Genomic DNA, 16,885 nt, shown 5'->3' on the forward strand with positions numbered 1-16,885 from the left:
GATCCATGAAGAACAAACTAACATTATTAATAGCGCTAGTAGTTATTTTAAAAATTGAAGCACAAACAACGATTATAGTACCAAATGAAAATGATTCAAGAGTAATAACTACTGGGATTCCATTTGTATTAATAGCCCCAGATGCGAGAGCTGCTGGTATGGGTGATATGGGGGTTGCGACCTCTGCAGATGCTTTTTCGCAACAATGGAATTCATCAAAATATGTGTTTTCTGAAACGAAATCGGGAGTTGGGGTAAGTTATACACCTTATTTAAGTAAGTTGGTTAATGATATTTTCTTAGGCAACATAACTTATTTTAATCGATTAGATGAAAGAAGTGCTTTTGCAGCTAGTTTAAAATATTTTTCATTAGGCGATATCGAATTTGTCCCAGATGAGTTTGCTACACCTTTAATACAAAGACCTAACGAATTAACAATTGATGCATCCTACGCGTTAAGGCTTACAGATCAGTTCGCAATGTCTGTAGCGATGCGTTACTTAAGATCAGATTTAAGACTTCAAGGTGTTGATGGTGATATTACTGCTGCTAGTACATTTGGTGTTGACGTCTCAGGTTATTACCAAAGTGAAGAAGAAGCCTATAACGATTTTAATGGACGCTGGCGAATGGGGTTTGCAATTCAAAATATTGGACCAAAATTTAAGTATGACGAGGGAGGTCAGGAAAATTTTCAACCAACGAATTTACGTTTAGGAGCTGGTTTCGATTTTATTTTCGACGATTATAATAAAGTATCGGTTACTGCTGAGGTTGCTAAACTGTTGGTGCCAACACCGCCAATTCTAGGAACCGAAATAGTTTTTGATGACAACAATAATAATGGTACATACGAGCAAGATGAGGACACACTTATAAGTGAAACGGATAATGTTATTTATCAAGGGCAAACACAAGACGTTAATTTCTTATCAGGTATTTTTCAATCATTTGGAGATGCTCCAGGCGGTTTTAGTGAAGAGTTAAAAGAATTTACTTGGTCCTTAGGTGCAGAGTACTTGTATCAAGATTCTTTTGCATTTAGAGCAGGGTATTTTAATGAATCAGAAGAAAAAGGCGCTAGAAAATTTTTAGCTTTAGGTGCTGGGTTTAAATATAATGTGGTTAATATAGATTTATCGTATTTATTTTCTGCATCAAAAGTGCAAAGTCCTTTAGAGAATACTTTACGTTTTTCGTTAACGTTTAATATTGGAGCTGGAGAATATACAGAATACTAGATTAAAAAAAGATTTATTATAAATAAATAAAAAACTATTGTTCAATGAACAATAGTTTTTTTGTTTAAATTAGTCACAAACTCGATACTTGTTAAATTATGAAGGAGATTAAAATAGAAGCTACATTGTTTGTTTTTGAAAGGTTAGATGAGCTTCCTAAGGCTATTCAATCGCTTATGCAAGTAGCTATAAAGGCCAGAGAACAGGCCTATGCTCCTTATTCTAAATTTAATGTAGGAGCAGCCATTCTTTTAGATAATGGAGAAGTTATTATTGGTAGTAATCAAGAAAATGCTTCTTACCCGTCTGGCTTGTGTGCAGAACGTACAGCTATTTATTATGCAGGGGCTAAGTACCCAGATGTCAAAATAGTGCAAATGGCAATTTCAGCAGCTTCAAAAAGAATACAAACCACCAAGCCAATACCTCCTTGCGGTGCTTGTAGACAAGCCATTGCTGAATATGAAACAAAACAAAATACACCTATAGAAATATATTTTATGGGAGAAACAGGTGCAGTTATGAAATCTAATTCTTTGAGTGATTTATTGCCGCTTACATTCGATAAATCACAGTTATAGTTTTAAATCATTTTAAAATTTTCAATATTTCATAGTAATCCTATTGAATAATTAAAAAACCTATTCAGGAGTAAGTTTTTTAATATTTTTTATACTTTAAACGAACATGTATTTTTGCAATAACTTACAATGTATTACTTTTGTATTCCGCATAATTAAAACCCTATATTAGACTATGCAAAAAATCACAAAAGAGGTCTACCTTAAATGGTATGAAGACATGTTATTCTGGAGAAAGTTTGAAGATAAACTTGCTGCAGTTTATATCCAACAAAAAGTAAGAGGATTTCTTCATTTATACAACGGTCAAGAAGCCGTATTAGCAGGCGCTTTGCATGCTATGGATTTGACAAAAGATAAAATGATAACTGCATATCGTAATCATGTACAGCCAATAGGTATGGGTGTAGATCCTAAACGTGTTATGGCAGAGTTGTATGGAAAAGTAACAGGGACATCCAAAGGTATGGGAGGCTCAATGCATATTTTTTCAAAAGAGCATCGCTTTTATGGTGGTCATGGTATTGTTGGTGGTCAGATTCCATTAGGAGCTGGAATAGCTTTTGGAGATAAATATCATGGAGTTGATGGTGTAACATTGTGTTGTTTTGGTGATGGAGCTGCAAGACAAGGTTCGCTTCATGAAACCTTTAACTTGGCAATGCTTTGGAATTTACCAGTGGTATTTGTTTGTGAAAACAATGGATATGCTATGGGGACTTCAGTCGAACGTACTGCTAATCATGAAGATATTTGGAAATTAGGTTTAGGGTACGAAATGCCAAGTGGTCCTGTTGATGGAATGAACCCAGTTAAAGTTGCAGAAGCTTTTGATGAAGCTATCAAAAGAGCAAGAAGTGGTGGTGGGCCAACATTTTTAGAATTAAAAACGTATCGTTATAGAGGGCACTCAATGTCTGATGCACAGCATTATAGAACTAAGGATGAGGTTGAAGAATACAAAAAAATAGATCCTATTACACAGGTTAAAGATATTATTCTTGAAAAGAAATATGCTACCGAAGAAGAGATAAAAGTAATTGATAAGCGTGTTAAAGCAAAAGTAACTGAATGCGAGAAGTTTGCTGAGGAATCTCCATTCCCAGAAAAACAACAACTTTACGATATGGTTTACGAACAAGAAGATTATCCATTTATTCAACATAAATTATAAGATATGGCAATAGTTGTAAACATGCCGCGTTTGAGCGACACGATGGAAGAAGGAACCGTTGCTACTTGGTTAAAAAAAGTAGGAGATAAAATTGAAGAAGGTGATATTTTAGCTGAAATTGAAACAGATAAAGCCACCATGGAGTTTGAATCTTTTAACGAAGGAACGTTGCTTCATATTGGTGTTCAAGAAGGGGAAACCACAAAGGTTGATGAACTTTTAGCAATTATTGGTGATGAAGGTGAAGATATTTCTGGGATTTTAAATGGAGGTGGTAACGCTTCCGCGGAGGCTAAAGAAGAAACCGAAAGTTTAAATGAAGATACTGATGTCACTCTAAGCGCAGTCGAAGAGTCTCAAACAGAAACTGCACAAGAATTACCAGAAGGCGTTATAGTAGTTACCATGCCACGTTTAAGTGATACCATGGAAGAAGGAACTGTAGCAACTTGGTTAAAGAAAGTTGGAGATACGGTTGAAGAAGGTGATATTCTTGCAGAAATAGAAACGGATAAAGCGACTATGGAATTTGAATCATTCCAATCTGGGACGCTATTAGAAATAGGATTACAAGAAGGAGAATCTGCAAAAGTAGATTCGCTTTTAGCTATTATTGGTCCTGCGGGAACTGATGTTTCGGGTGTTGCGGCAAACTTTTCAGCAGCATCTGCACCAGCTAAAAAAGAAGACGCTCCTAAAGTTGAGGCTAAGGCTCCAAGTAAAGCGCCTGCTGTTACTTCGAGCGCAGTCGAGAAGTCTCAAAAACCTATACCAACGCCTGTTACTGAAAACGGACGTTTATATGTATCGCCTCTAGCCAAAAAACTAGCAGAAGAAAAAGGCATCAACTTAACTAAAGTTCAAGGTTCTGGAGAAAACGGACGTATTGTTAAGCGCGATATAGAAAATTATGAGCCAGCTGCTGGAGCGGCATCGGTTGGTAAATTTGTACCAACTGGTCAGGAAGATTTTGATGATGTTGATAATTCACAAATGCGTAAGGCTATTGCAAAAGCATTAACAAATTCTAAATTTACTGCGCCACATTATTATTTAAGTGTTGAGTTTGATATGGAAAATGCTATGGCATTCCGTGCACAATTCAATTCGATTCCAGATACTAAAATTTCTTATAATGATATTGTTGTTAAAGCTTGTGCTTTAGCATTAAAACAACATCCGCAAGTAAACTCACAATGGTTTGCAGATAAAATGCGTTTAAATAACCATGTGCATATTGGAGTAGCTGTTGCGGTTCCTGATGGTTTGGTTGTGCCTGTTGTACGTTTTGCTAATGAGCAAAGTTTGCCTCAAATAGGTGCTGAAGTTAAAGAGCTAGCTGGTAAAGCTAGAAACAAAAAATTAACTCCTGACGAAATGCAGGGTAGTACTTTTACAGTATCTAATTTAGGTATGTTTGGTATAGATACGTTTACTTCTATTATTAATCAACCTAATTCGGCAATACTTTCTGTTGGAAATATTGTTGAAAAACCAGTGGTTAAAAACGGTCAAATTGTTGTTGGTCATACCATGAAATTGTCATTAGCTTGTGACCACAGAACAGTAGATGGTGCAACAGGAGCACAATTCCTTCAAACATTAAAAGGGTATATTGAGAATCCTGTAACGATGTTAGTGTAATAAATTGTTTTGTCATCCTGAACTTGTTTCAGGATCTCATCATATAAAAACTAAAACCTGTTTCATTTAATTGAAACAGGTTTTTTTATGAATTTAAATGAAATTTTAATTTACCCTACGTCGTTCTTCCTCCGAGCCTGTTTCACGTTTTCTAGCAGATTTTAACTTGCTATTTCCAAAGTTATGTGTATAAGAAAGCATATAAGAACGATATAAAAATTTAAAATTGCTTTCGAACTTAATATTTTCTTCAGGTAGATCAGTTGATCTTCTTATTTCATAAGTATTAAATACATCGTTAAGCGCAAACTTTAAAGAACCATTATCGCCTATTTTTTTTTGAACACCTAAATTCACTCTGTATATTTCTTTGCTTTTTGCAGTGCCAGAAATACTTGGCCCTATATAAAGTGTTGTGATCTCACCTGAAAATGTATCCGATATTTTAAAAGAACTGTTTGTGTTCATCCTTAAATATCCTTGAGATAATTTGGAAGGTACATTTGTAAAAGTAGCTTTGGTTTTTTGGTTTATATAAATAAAGCTGTTTTGCATGCGCCACCAACTACTTATTTTTAAAGGAAAACCTAGTGTTGCAGAAAATGTTTTAGTGTAATCTAGGTTTTCTGACCGAAGAATAAATAAATCTAAATCTTCATCAAAACTTCTTTGAAAACGTGCTATTGAAGATTCCTCATCAGTATATTGAAATGACATTATGTAAGATTTGTAATTAATGTCATATTTAACAGAATTAGAGATCCCTGGTTGTAATGCTGCATTTCCTATGGTAATAGTAGTTGGATCCCATAATATTTGAAAAGGAGCTTGTTCATCAAAAGTGGGTCTGGTAATTCTTTTGGTGTAGGATAGATTCATGTTAAAATCGTCTGTAAATTTTCTTTGAAAAAATAAACTTGGAAACCACAGACCATATTTTCTATCAACCACTTTGCCTTGAGTATTGGTTTCAAGTTGGGAGTCTGTATATTCATACCGCAGACCAATTTTAGAACTCCATTTTTTGTTAATGGTATAATCTAATGCAAAATATGAAGCTAGAATACTTTCCTTTAAATTACTTTTATTTGTGAATGCGGGATCGAATGTCCATGCATTGTTAATAAATTCCTCTAAAGAAACATTATTGTCAAAAGTAGCATTGGTTGCTTTTAACCCCGTTTCTAATTTTAATTTTTCATCAATTTTATTATTGTAATCAAATTTTCCAACTATAGTTTTAATAGGGGTTATTTTTTCAGTTCTTAGAAGTTCATTGTTTATTAAAATGTCATTTTCATCATAAAAAGTGTTGTTGTATTTAATGGGGTTATTGTCTTTATAATATAAATAATCTAAATTTAAGACAATAAATTTCTCTGGTTGAAAATCATGTTTTAGGTTGAGATTCACACCATAATGTTTCCATTGATTCAATTCATCAAGTATTAGTTCTACAGAAGAAATAGGAGTAGTGCTTTCGGTGGTATTACTGCTGGTAATGGCATCCATAGACCATTTATTATCATATCCATTTAGTAAAACACCAACAATGGTTTTGTCGGATACTTGATAATCGAGTCCAAACCTATAATTGTGTACAATTCGTTCGGGATCTCTATCGGATATTATTGCAGTGTTAATAATGGCGTTGTTATCTGGGTATTCGTTGTTAAATTGAAAAAGGTGTTTGGTGGTTCTTAAGGAATACGAATAATTACCATAAAGGTTTATTTTATTATTCCGATAATTAAAATTAATATTATTGGAGGTTATTTCACCGTTGCCCAGTCCTGCTGAAAGTGAATAAGCTCCATTTAAACCAATATCTGTTTTTTCTTTCATAACTATATTGATGAAGCCCGCATTTCCTTCGGCATCAAAATTAGCAGGAGGTGTGGTAATTAATTCTATAGATTCTATATTATTGGCACTTAAACCGTCTAATAGCTGAACTAACGCAGATGTGGGGACATAGCTTGTTTTTCCGTTAATCATAACCACAACACCATCCTTTCCTACCAAAGAAATGCTACCATTTCCTCTATCTACATTAACACCCGGTGAGCTTTCCAATACTTCTAATGCAGTGCCTCCAGCCGAAACAATACTGCTTTCTACGTTAATAACCATTCGGTCAACTTTTTGCTGATATAAAGGTTTGGTAGCTTCTACTAAAACTTCATCTAGTTGTTCGCCTTCATTTAAAAATAGAGTCTCAGTTATATAATTTTTGCTTAAAGCAAATGGTTTGGAATAAACGGTTTGGTAACCAACAGAACTGCACATAATTAGGTAATTGCCTTTAGATGCGTTTTCTATTATGTATGTTCCGTTCTCTTTACTAATAGTCCCTTTTGCTAAGGTAGAATCTGTAGCTTTTAATAACAAAATATTGACATAAGGGACGCCTTGGTTGTTAGAGTCGTTAACCAATCCAGAAATAGAGTATGTGTTTTGAGCAAATACATGAAATGAAAATGAAAGGGTAAAAACGAATAAAATAAGACGTTTCATATTGGTTTTAGTTTAGTTGGAAGGCTAATAAAATGTTTAAGCTAGATGTGATGGTACCACCAAGGTAGGAATTAATAAGTAAATTAGAAGTTAAATGTTTTATAAAGTAGATTTCTGTATCTTTAATTTTTTAAAATTTTATGATGAGATTATTAGGTTTTTTAGTGTTTACTACACTGTTAGCTTGTGGTTCCAAGAAAGTTGTTGTTGTAAAGGAAAACGTTAAAGCTAATTTAGAATATTTAGCTTCCGATGCATTAGAAGGTAGAAATACAGGAACAAAAGGTATTGAAAAGGCAGCTGTTTTTATTGAGAACTATTTCAAGAAAAACAAGGTAGAACCCTATTTTGAAACCTATAGAGATACATTTAATATAGAAGATATTATAGGATACAATGTGGTTGGATATATTGAGGGGAATGATGCCCAATTAAAAAACGAATTTGTGATCCTTGGTGCGCATTACGATCATATTGGCACTATAAAAGCGGTAAATGGAGATAGTATTGCTAATGGTGCTAATGATGATGCTTCTGGAACAGTAGCGGTTATGGAATGGGCTAACTATTTTGCTAAAACAAAAAGTAATAAGCGAAGTATGTTATTTACGCTGTATTCTGCAGAAGAAATGGGCTTGAAAGGTTCAGAGCATCTTGCAAAACGTTTAAAAGAAAAAGGTATTGATCTATATACCATGATTAATTTTGAAATGATTGGTGTTCCTAGAGCTAAAAACGAGATTATGGCTTACATGTCTGGTTACGAAAAATCAAATATGGCTAAAAAACTTAATAGTTACATAGGTTCAGAAAATATAGGCTTCTTTCCAAAGGCAAAATCTTTCAACTTGTTTATGCGTTCAGACAATTATCCTTTTTACAATGAATTTAAGGTGCCAGCACATGCCATTTCTACATTCGATTTTACTAATTTTGAGTATTATCATCATGTAGATGATGAGGTTGATAAAATGGATTTTAATCACATGACTCAATTTATTAATACAATGATTCCCGCTATTGAAGGTATGGTGAATTCAGCTTCAAAAGAAATTAAAATGAACAATGAGTAAACACATCATAATTACAGGCACAAGCAGAGGCATTGGTTTTGAATTGGTGCAGTTGTTTGCCAAATCAGGACATAAAGTATTGGCGCTTTCGCGGAATGAAACCCCTATTCAAAACTTAAAATTAGAAAACGTGACTTGCTTTTCTTTTGATTTGAATGATAATGAAGCGTACAAAAAAGTTGAAGATTTTATAAAAACAGAATGGCAGCATGTTGATGTTTTAATCAATAATGCGGGAGCACTTCTAAATAAGCCATTTGCCGAAACTACCATTAAAGATTTTGAGAGTGTATATAAAACCAATGTTTATGGCGTTTCTGAATTAACGCGAGTGGTATTGCCTTTTATGAAACCTAGCAGTCATGTACTTACCATAAGTTCTATGGGAGGCGTACAAGGTAGTATGAAGTTTCCTGGATTAGCAGCTTATAGTTCTAGTAAAGCGGCAGTAATTACATTAACGGAGTTGTTAGCAGAAGAATATAAAGATTCAGGGATATCATTTAATGTACTGGCTTTAGGAGCTGTACAAACCGAAATGTTAGAAGAAGCTTTTCCGGGATATGAAGCACCAACAACAGCTATAGAAATGGCTGAGTATATTTTTGATTTTTCTTTAAATGGGAATAAATATTACAACGGAAAACTGCTGCAAGTTTCTAATTCTACGCCCTGATTTATGAGTAAATACAAATGCATCATTTTTGATTGTGATGGTGTTTTAATTGATAGTGAATCTATAGCTATAAAGGTTTTAGTAGATATGGCTAATGATTTGGGTGCCTATATGGATTTTGAAGCGTCGCTTATTAGTTTAAAAGGAAAGGCACTTAATGTATGTATGGATGTAATTTCCAAGCGTATTAATAATCCATTACCAATTCACTTTGAACAAGATTACCGTATTAATACGTTTGAAGCATTTCGTAAAAGTATTCAGCCTATAAAGGGCATTAAAGACGTTGTTGAAAATTTAGATATTCCATTTTGTGTCGCATCAAGCGGGCCAGAAAATAAAATAAGATTGAATCTTGAAATTACAGGCTTATTACCTTTTTTTGAAACTAATATTTTTAGTTGTTATGCCATCCAAAAATGGAAACCAGAACCTGATATTTTTCTTTGGGCAGCCAAAACCATGGGATTCAAACCAAACGAATGTTTAGTTATAGAAGATAGTGTGTCTGGGGTTAAAGCAGCAAAAGTAGGCGGTTTTGATGTTTTTGGTTATACAGAACACGATTATAATAATGAACTTGAAGCTTTAGCTACCAAGACATTTAATAGTATGGATTCACTTTTAGGGATGATTTGATTTTTGGACGAAGTTATTTTTTTTCTGACAAAGTCAAAGAAAAATCAAGTTTGTGTTTTCAATAAATCTACTATTTTAGCAGTAATGGAAAACCAGCTTCAAGAATATATTCCAATAAACGCAATGCCTTCAGTTTTAAACCTTTTAGAGCACGAGAATCTTATTGTTAAAATAAAAAAGGAACGTAAAACACGTCATGGAGATTATAAATCGCTCCCAAACGGGAAGCATCAAATCACAATTAATTCAAATTTAAATCCTTATCGGTTTTTAATCACTTTAATTCATGAAATTGCTCATTTTGAGTCTTATAAAACCTATGGTAGGTTTATAAAACCTCATGGTGTAGAGTGGAAGCTCACATTTCAGCATTTAATGTTGCCTTTTATAAATCCAGAAATATTTCCAAACAATATATTACCATTGCTAGCAAGACACTTTAAAAACCCAAAGGCAAGTAGTGATACAGATACTAATTTAGCATTAGCTTTAAAACAATTTGATGAACCTAATGATAAGACTTATATTTATCAAATACCATTTGAAGGTATTTTTAAATTGTACAATGGCAAAGTATTTAAAATGGGAAAAAAAAGAGTTAAGCGTTATGAATGTATTGAGGTTAAAACAGGAAGGCTATATTTGTTTAACCCCAATGCTGAGGTAGAATTGATAAACTATAAAAATGAATAAAAATTATTACGCCATATTAATGGCAGGAGGTGTAGGGTCTAGATTTTGGCCAGTAAGTACAAAAGATTTCCCTAAGCAGTTTCATGATATGTTAGGAACTGGCGACACCCTAATACAAAAAACGTTTCAGCGTTTAGCAGATTTAATTCCAAAAGAAAATATTTTTATTTTAACTAATGAGCGTTACAATAATTTGGTTTTAGAACAATTGCCCGAAGTAGAACAACGACAAGTAGTTTTAGAACCTGCAATGCGAAATACAGCGCCTTGTATTTTGTATGCATCATTAAAAATTCAAAAGGAAAATCCTGATGCTATTATGATTGTAGCACCTAGTGATCATTGGATTGAAGATGAAAAAGCATTTTCAAAAAATGTACAGCAAGCTTTCAATTTTTGTTCAGCGCATAATGCACTTATGACTTTAGGCATTCAGCCTACATTTCCAAATACAGGCTATGGTTATATCGAATTTGATAAATCAAATTCTTCAAGCATTAAGCCAGTAAATCAATTTAGAGAAAAACCAGATTACGAAACAGCAAAAGAGTTTATTGCTCAAGGTAATTTTTTATGGAACGCAGGAATTTTTATGTGGAGTGTAAAAAGTGTGGTTGAAGCTTTTCAGAATAACCAACCTAAATTATATAGGCTATTTGAAAATGGTATTTCGGTTTACAACACTGATTTTGAAGACGATTTTATAAGAGATAATTACCCAAAAGCAGAAAATATTTCGGTGGATTATGCCATCATGGAAAAATCAACTAATGTTTATGTGATTGCTGCTGAATTTGATTGGAATGATTTAGGAACTTGGGGTAGTTTATATGATAAATTAGACAAGGATGCATCGGGGAATGCTGTTGTAAATTCGAGAACATTAGTAGAAGATGCTTCAGGGAATATGATAAGAACTAAAGACGATAAAATAGTAGTAGTTGATGGCTTGAGTGATTATATTATTGTTGATAAAGACGAAGTTTTACTTATCTTTCCTAAGTCAAAGGAACAAGATATTAAGAAAACACTCCAGCAAGTTAAAGACAAGTTTGGAGAGCAATACAGCTAATTATGAGCGAAGAAAGTAAATTCAATTTTTCTGAAGAAGAGACAAAAAAAGATCAAACGGTTGAAGCTTCAAAACAAGCTGTTAGAAAAGATGCTCAAGGTTTATTGCAGAGTGTTAAGACATTTTTTAGTGAATTACTGGATTTTCGAGAAGATACCGACAGAGATGCAACTATACAGGCAATAAAAGAGGATATTTCTTTTAAAGGTGCGACAGCTTGGATTTTAATTTGCTCAATTTTTGTTGCATCGGTAGGTTTAAATGCAAACTCCACAGCAGTAGTTATTGGTGCCATGTTAATTTCTCCTTTAATGGGGCCTATTTTAGGAGTAGGATTATCTATTGCAATTAATGATATTGATACGCTTAAGCGTTCATTAATAAACTTGGCTACTATGATTGCCTTAAGTTTGTTAACAGCTTTCTTATTCTTTTGGTTGTTTCCATTAAGTGAAGATACCTCAGAACTTTTAGGTAGAGTGCAACCAGATATTAGAGATGTTTTAATTGCCTTTTTTGGTGGTTTAGCATTGATTATAGCAAGAACAAAACGAGGTACCATTGCCTCGGTTATTTTTGGTGTAGCAATTGCTACAGCATTAATGCCTCCATTATGTACTGCGGGTTATGGACTAGCTAAAGGGAAGTGGGATTACTTTTTAGGCGCCATGTATTTATTTACAATTAATACCATTTTTATAGCTATGGCGACCTTTATAGTTTTAAAGGTTTTACGTTTTCCAATGCTTAAATATGTAAATTCTAAAAAGAGACAATTTATTTCTAGAATGGCAACTTTATTGGCAGTCGTTGTTATGATTCCTGCTGTTTGGACTTTTGTTAATGTTTTAAATGAAAGTAACTTTTCAAGAGATGCTAGAAATTTTGTAGAAAGCGAGCTAGATGCCTTACCTCATGCAGATTATTTAAAAAATAATGTCTCATATAAGTATGATAGAAAAGGTGTGTCTTTAATAGAATTAAACACCTTTGGTCTGGATGAAATTCCAGATTCTACAATCGATTTATTACAGGGTAGAATGAAGGATTATAGTGCTTTAGAAAATACACAGTTAGTAGTTAATCAGAATCGATCTAAAAATTTAGATAATTTCAAATATATGGAAGAGCTACGCACACGAGACTCTTTAGATTTATTATCGCAAACTCAAAAAATAGCTTTTCTTGAAAGTAAAGTAAAGCAATTATCTAAGTTAGAAAAAAATTATGTGGCTTTAGACGAACTGTTAGAAGAAGTAAAAATAAACTATGAAACTATTGAGCAGTTTTCTTATGCAAATGTAATTAATTCTAACTTTTTAAAAATGGATACGCTTTCAGTGTTTTCAGTAAAATGGGTGGATTCTTTAGCAAAAGAAGAGCTAAGAAAAAAGGATAAGGAAAAACTTGAAAAGTGGCTTAAGTTTAAATTGGATCTAGATACTTTGGTCGTTAGAAGAGTTAATTAACTATTCTCTTCTATATACATTTTTCTAACCTTTTTAAACAAGTTAGAAGAATAAACAAAGTCTGTAACAACAGCGTTGTCGGTTTTAAAAATGGTTTCTTTTGAGCCCTCCCAAGCTTTATGTCCATCTTTTAAGAACACAATCTTTTCGCCAATTTCCATTACAGAATTCATGTCGTGCGAATTAATAACGGTTGTTATTTGATATTCATCTGTAATCTCTTGGATTAAATTATCAATAACTATAGCCGTTTTTGGATCTAAACCAGAGTTTGGTTCATCGCAAAATAAATATTTCGGGTTGTTTACTATCGCACGAGCAATAGCAACACGTTTTTGCATGCCTCCAGAAGCTTCACTCGGCATTTTTTTATGTGCATCGTGTAAATTAACACGTTTAAGAACAAAGTTGGCGCGATCTTCCATTTCACTTTTATTCATTTTAGTGAACATTTGTAATGGGAACATCACATTTTCTGCAATTGTCATAGAATCGAATAAAGCGCTACCTTGAAATACCATGCCAATTTCGGCTCTTAAATTACGTTTTTGGTCTTCTGTTAGTTTAGAAAAAATTTTACCATCGTAAGAAATAGATCCTTCTTCATAATCAAATAATCCCAATAAACATTTTAGAAACACTGTTTTACCAGAACCACTTTGGCCTATTATAAGGTTAGTTTTTCCTTTTGAAAAAGAAGTGCTTATGCCTTTTAATATGTGGGCATCTCCAAACGATTTATGCAAATTTTTTACTTCTATCATTAGCCTAACATCATATCTGTTAATATATAATTTATAAGAATAATGGCAACACTTGTCCAAACAAAAGCGGTTGTACTTGCTTTACCTACCTCAAGAGCGCCCCCTTTCATATAATACCCATGAAAAGAAGGAATTGTGGCTAATACAAATGCAAAAACAAAGGTTTTTATAAATGAATATATTACATGAAAGTTATCAAAATCTGTCTGTATACCTAATATGTAATCTGCTAATGTTGAATAACCTCCAAAAACACATGCTGCCATGCCTCCTAGAATACCTAAAAACATCCCGATAGCAATAGCAAAAGGATATAGCATTAAAGCGATAGTTTTTGGAAAAACTAAATAGTTTAAAGAGTTAATACCCATAACTTCTAAAGCATCAATTTGTTCTGTAACTCTCATGGTTCCAATGCTTGATGTAATAAAAGATCCTACTTTTCCAGCCATAATAATAGATGTGAATGTTGGAGCAAACTCTAAAATAATAGATTGTCTTGTAGCAAAACCAACGAGGTATTTAGGAATAAGTGGGTTGTCAATATTAAGGGCTGTTTGTATTGTTATAACACCACCTACAAAAAATGATATAAATGCTATAATGCCTAATGAACCTATAATTAAATCGTTTATATCCTTGAATATTAATGTTCGCATTACAGACCACTTGGTTGGTTTGCGAAACATCTCTGCAATCATTAAAAAATAGACGCCAATATTATGGAGGTAACTCATACGAAAATTTGTTAGTGCTAAAGTAAAAAAAACTTGCAGGTATTTAACCTTAAATTTGAATTATGATATTTTAAAATATGTATTTTTGGTGATATAATTAATCAGGTTATGTTTAAAAATGTTATAGTATTAGTATTTGTAGTTATTTCAAGTTTTTCATGTAAAGCTCAAGATGCTGCTAATGATTTGAAAAATGACAATAAGGACACGAATAAACCTAAGCTTGTCGTAGGGATTGTAGTAGATCAAATGCGTTATGATTATCTAACTAGATTCTATTCTAAATATGGTGAAGGTGGATTTAAAAGAATGATGCGTGAGGGTTTTAATTGCAAGAACAACCATTTTAATTATGTACCAACATATACTGGTCCTGGGCATGCTTCTGTTTACACGGGAACGACACCCAAGTATCATGGAGTTATTGGGAATAATTGGTATAGTAAGGAATTAAGAAAAATGGTGTATTGTTCTGGAGATGATTCTGTGCAATCTGTTGGAACAAATGCGTCTTCTGGAAAAATGTCGCCACATAGAATGAAAACAACAACATTTGCCGATGAAAACAGATTATTTACTCAAATGAAAGGAAAAACTATTGGTATTTCAATTAAAGATCGCGGAGCTATTTTGCCAGCTGGTCATACAGCGAATGGGGCTTATTGGTTTCATGGTCAAGATGAAGGTGTTTGGGTTTCTAGTTCTTTTTATATGAATAAGTTGCCAAAATGGGTAAATGATTTTAATGCTACTAACTCAGTCAAATCTTATCTAAAAGATTGGAATACACTTTACGATATTGGAACCTATACAGAAAGTGGTACAGATTTAAATATTTTTGAAGGTGGTTTTAAAGGAAAAGAGTCAGCGACTTTCCCATATCCATTGGATGAACTAAAAACACAGAATGGAGGTTTTGATATTTTAAAGTCTACACCTTACGGAAATAGTATGATTACAGATTTTGCCTTGGCAGCAATTATGGGAGAACAATTGGGAAAGGATAATATTACTGATGTTTTAACGGTTAGTTTTTCATGTACGGATTATGTAGGCCATAATTTTGGAGTAAATTCTAAAGAAATTGAAGACACTTATTTGCGTTTGGATAAAGATTTAGAACGTTTATTTAAGTACTTAGATGTTCAAGTTGGCAAAGGTCTTTATACCGTATTTTTAACTGCCGATCATGGTGCTATTAATGTGCCGTCTTATTTACAAAGTGTAAAAATTCCATCAGGATACTTAAATAAAGAGGAGACTAAAAAGAAGTTTAGGGCATTTATGAAAGATACATTTAAGTCCGACAGTTTAATTGAAAATATAAGTTATAATCAAATATTTTTAAATAGAAGTGAAATCAAGAAGTTAGGTTTGAGTTTAGGATATGTAGAGGAGACAATAGTAGATGAAATAATTACTTATGAAGGAATTTATAAAGCATATTCAGCAAAAACAATAAACTCAACTTCTTTTACCAAAGGTTTGGAAGAACTGCTTCAAAACGGCTATAACCAAAAGCGTTCAGGCGATGTATTGGTTCTAGAAGAAATAGCATATATCTCTTATAAAAAAACAGGCTCAAACCATGGGAGTGGTTTAAATTACGATACCCACGTACCTTTATTGTTTTTTGGGAAGGGTATTAAACACGGGCAAACTTATCAAAAAACAGAAATTACAGATATAGCAGCGACCATGTCTGCACTTTTAGGAATTAGTTTTCCAAATGGCTGCATTGGTCAACCTTTGGAATTTGTGTTAAATTAAATTGAGCAAGAAAACACTTTATACAATCATTATAGTACTAATTTTATTAGGTGTTTACGGATACGAACATTTTTTAAAAGAAGAGGAGGTTCAGGTAGCTGTAGAAACTGGTAAAGCTGAAAAAAAAGACACAAATTCTTATTTTCTTCCAGCAAGTACAACAGGACTCGTTATACACCACGAAGGTTATTCGTTATCTTATAGTGAAACACATGAACAAGCAGAGTGGGTAGCATATGAACTAAAGAAATCACATCTTTCAAACACAAATCATAAACGCCCATATTTTGAAATTGATGAAGCTGTAAGCACAGGTGCAGCCCATTGGCGTAATTATAAAAATTCAGGGTATGATCGTGGACATTTATGTCCTGCCGGAGACAAACGGTATAGTCAAGTAGCACATGACGAAACTTTTTTAACGAGTAATATTAGCCCGATGGAACATCAATTTAATTCTGGTATTTGGAATAGGTTGGAACAGAAAATAAGGTATTGGACTCGAATGCATGATGGGGTTTTTGTGGTTACTGGAGGTGTTTTAAAAGGTAATATGGAGACTATTGGAGATGAATATGTATCTGTCCCAAATCAATTTTATAAAATAGTATTAGATAATAATTCAGGTAAGGTTAAAATGATTGGATTCTTGATGCCACATCAAGATTCTAAAAAGCCCATATCAGAATTTGTTGTACCGGTAGATTATATAGAAAAGCTCACTGGAATCGATTTCTTTCCAAACCTTGAAAACACTTTAGAAAATACACTGGAAGCCTCAAGCAATTATAAAGCTTGGAGTCTTTACTAATAAACGAGAATATTTGTAGTT

General features: G+C 33.1%; 15 protein-coding genes. 12 read left to right on the forward strand and 3 right to left on the reverse strand.

Annotation, left to right across the window (positions count from 1 at the left end; all coding sequences use genetic code 11):
• The first annotated feature begins 5 nt into the window (after window positions 1-5).
• The 4 genes from porV to Q0739_RS09385 all read left to right on the forward strand — a co-directional run bounded on the left by porV (window position 6) and on the right by Q0739_RS09385 (window position 4,643).
• On the forward strand, window positions 6-1,244 hold the full coding sequence (gene porV / locus Q0739_RS09370) for a type IX secretion system outer membrane channel protein PorV (RefSeq protein WP_298238460.1): 1,239 nt from the start codon (window positions 6-8) through the stop codon (window positions 1,242-1,244).
• A 98-nt stretch (window positions 1,245-1,342) separates the two neighbouring features.
• Window positions 1,343-1,825: a cytidine deaminase gene (gene cdd / locus Q0739_RS09375; protein WP_298238461.1), complete on the forward strand. Its 483-nt coding sequence runs from the start codon at window positions 1,343-1,345 to the stop codon at window positions 1,823-1,825.
• 175 nt (window positions 1,826-2,000) lie between these two features.
• Complete coding sequence (gene pdhA / locus Q0739_RS09380) at window positions 2,001-2,999, forward strand: pyruvate dehydrogenase (acetyl-transferring) E1 component subunit alpha (RefSeq protein WP_298238462.1); 999 nt, start codon at window positions 2,001-2,003, stop codon at window positions 2,997-2,999.
• 3 nt (window positions 3,000-3,002) lie between these two features.
• Window positions 3,003-4,643: a pyruvate dehydrogenase complex dihydrolipoamide acetyltransferase gene (locus Q0739_RS09385; protein WP_298238463.1), complete on the forward strand. Its 1,641-nt coding sequence runs from the start codon at window positions 3,003-3,005 to the stop codon at window positions 4,641-4,643.
• Between the two features lie 105 nt (window positions 4,644-4,748).
• On the opposite strand, the gene Q0739_RS09390 is transcribed toward Q0739_RS09385, so the two are convergent.
• Window positions 4,749-7,160 carry an outer membrane beta-barrel family protein gene (locus tag Q0739_RS09390; protein ID WP_298238464.1) on the reverse strand — a complete coding sequence of 804 codons (2,412 nt, stop codon included), beginning with the start codon at window positions 7,158-7,160 and terminating at the stop codon, window positions 4,749-4,751.
• A 140-nt stretch (window positions 7,161-7,300) separates the two neighbouring features.
• On the opposite strand from Q0739_RS09390, the gene Q0739_RS09395 reads away from it, so the two are divergent.
• The 6 genes from Q0739_RS09395 (at window position 7,301) to Q0739_RS09420 (ending at window position 12,782) form a co-directional block, all read left to right on the forward strand.
• On the forward strand, window positions 7,301-8,233 hold the full coding sequence (locus Q0739_RS09395) for a M28 family peptidase (RefSeq protein WP_298238465.1): 933 nt from the start codon (window positions 7,301-7,303) through the stop codon (window positions 8,231-8,233).
• Window positions 8,226-8,909 (forward strand): SDR family oxidoreductase, encoded by a 684-nt coding sequence (locus Q0739_RS09400; RefSeq protein WP_298238466.1) that lies wholly within the window; start codon window positions 8,226-8,228, stop codon window positions 8,907-8,909. The genes Q0739_RS09395 and Q0739_RS09400 overlap by 8 nt, the downstream gene beginning before the upstream one ends.
• 3 nt (window positions 8,910-8,912) lie before the next feature.
• Entirely contained in the window at window positions 8,913-9,548 is a 636-nt protein-coding gene (locus tag Q0739_RS09405) for an HAD family hydrolase (protein ID WP_298238467.1), read from the forward strand.
• Window positions 9,549-9,632: 84 nt separating this feature from the next.
• On the forward strand, window positions 9,633-10,241 hold the full coding sequence (locus Q0739_RS09410) for a SprT-like domain-containing protein (RefSeq protein ID WP_298238468.1): 609 nt from the start codon (window positions 9,633-9,635) through the stop codon (window positions 10,239-10,241).
• Window positions 10,234-11,313, forward strand: coding sequence for a mannose-1-phosphate guanylyltransferase (locus tag Q0739_RS09415; protein WP_298238469.1), 1,080 nt, complete (start codon window positions 10,234-10,236; stop codon window positions 11,311-11,313). Before Q0739_RS09410 ends, Q0739_RS09415 begins: the two co-directional genes overlap by 8 nt.
• A gap of 2 nt (window positions 11,314-11,315) precedes the next feature.
• Entirely contained in the window at window positions 11,316-12,782 is a 1,467-nt protein-coding gene (locus tag Q0739_RS09420; protein WP_298238470.1) for a DUF389 domain-containing protein, read from the forward strand.
• On the opposite strand, the gene Q0739_RS09425 is transcribed toward Q0739_RS09420, so the two are convergent.
• Together Q0739_RS09425 and Q0739_RS09430 are read right to left on the reverse strand one after the other, a co-directional pair.
• Window positions 12,779-13,546 (reverse strand): ATP-binding cassette domain-containing protein, encoded by a 768-nt coding sequence (locus Q0739_RS09425; protein WP_298238471.1) that lies wholly within the window; start codon window positions 13,544-13,546, stop codon window positions 12,779-12,781. The two genes, Q0739_RS09420 and Q0739_RS09425, sit on opposite strands and share 4 nt — an antisense overlap.
• The gene (locus Q0739_RS09430) at window positions 13,546-14,283 is read right to left on the reverse strand and encodes an ABC transporter permease (protein ID WP_298238472.1); all 738 of its coding nucleotides are present in this window, start codon (window positions 14,281-14,283) and stop codon (window positions 13,546-13,548) included. The genes Q0739_RS09425 and Q0739_RS09430 overlap by 1 nt, the downstream gene beginning before the upstream one ends.
• 108 nt (window positions 14,284-14,391) lie before the next feature.
• Here Q0739_RS09430 and pafA point away from each other — a divergent pair, with 108 nt between their 5' ends.
• Window positions 14,392-16,053: an alkaline phosphatase PafA gene (pafA, locus tag Q0739_RS09435; protein WP_298238473.1), complete on the forward strand. Its 1,662-nt coding sequence runs from the start codon at window positions 14,392-14,394 to the stop codon at window positions 16,051-16,053.
• A 1-nt stretch (window position 16,054) separates the two neighbouring features.
• The gene (locus Q0739_RS09440; protein ID WP_298238474.1) at window positions 16,055-16,864 is read left to right on the forward strand and encodes a DNA/RNA non-specific endonuclease; all 810 of its coding nucleotides are present in this window, start codon (window positions 16,055-16,057) and stop codon (window positions 16,862-16,864) included.
• Window positions 16,865-16,885: the final 21 nt, after the last annotated feature.

The sequence above is a fragment of the uncultured Algibacter sp. genome (genome assembly GCF_947487605.1).
Taxonomy (GTDB): domain Bacteria; phylum Bacteroidota; class Bacteroidia; order Flavobacteriales; family Flavobacteriaceae; genus Algibacter_D.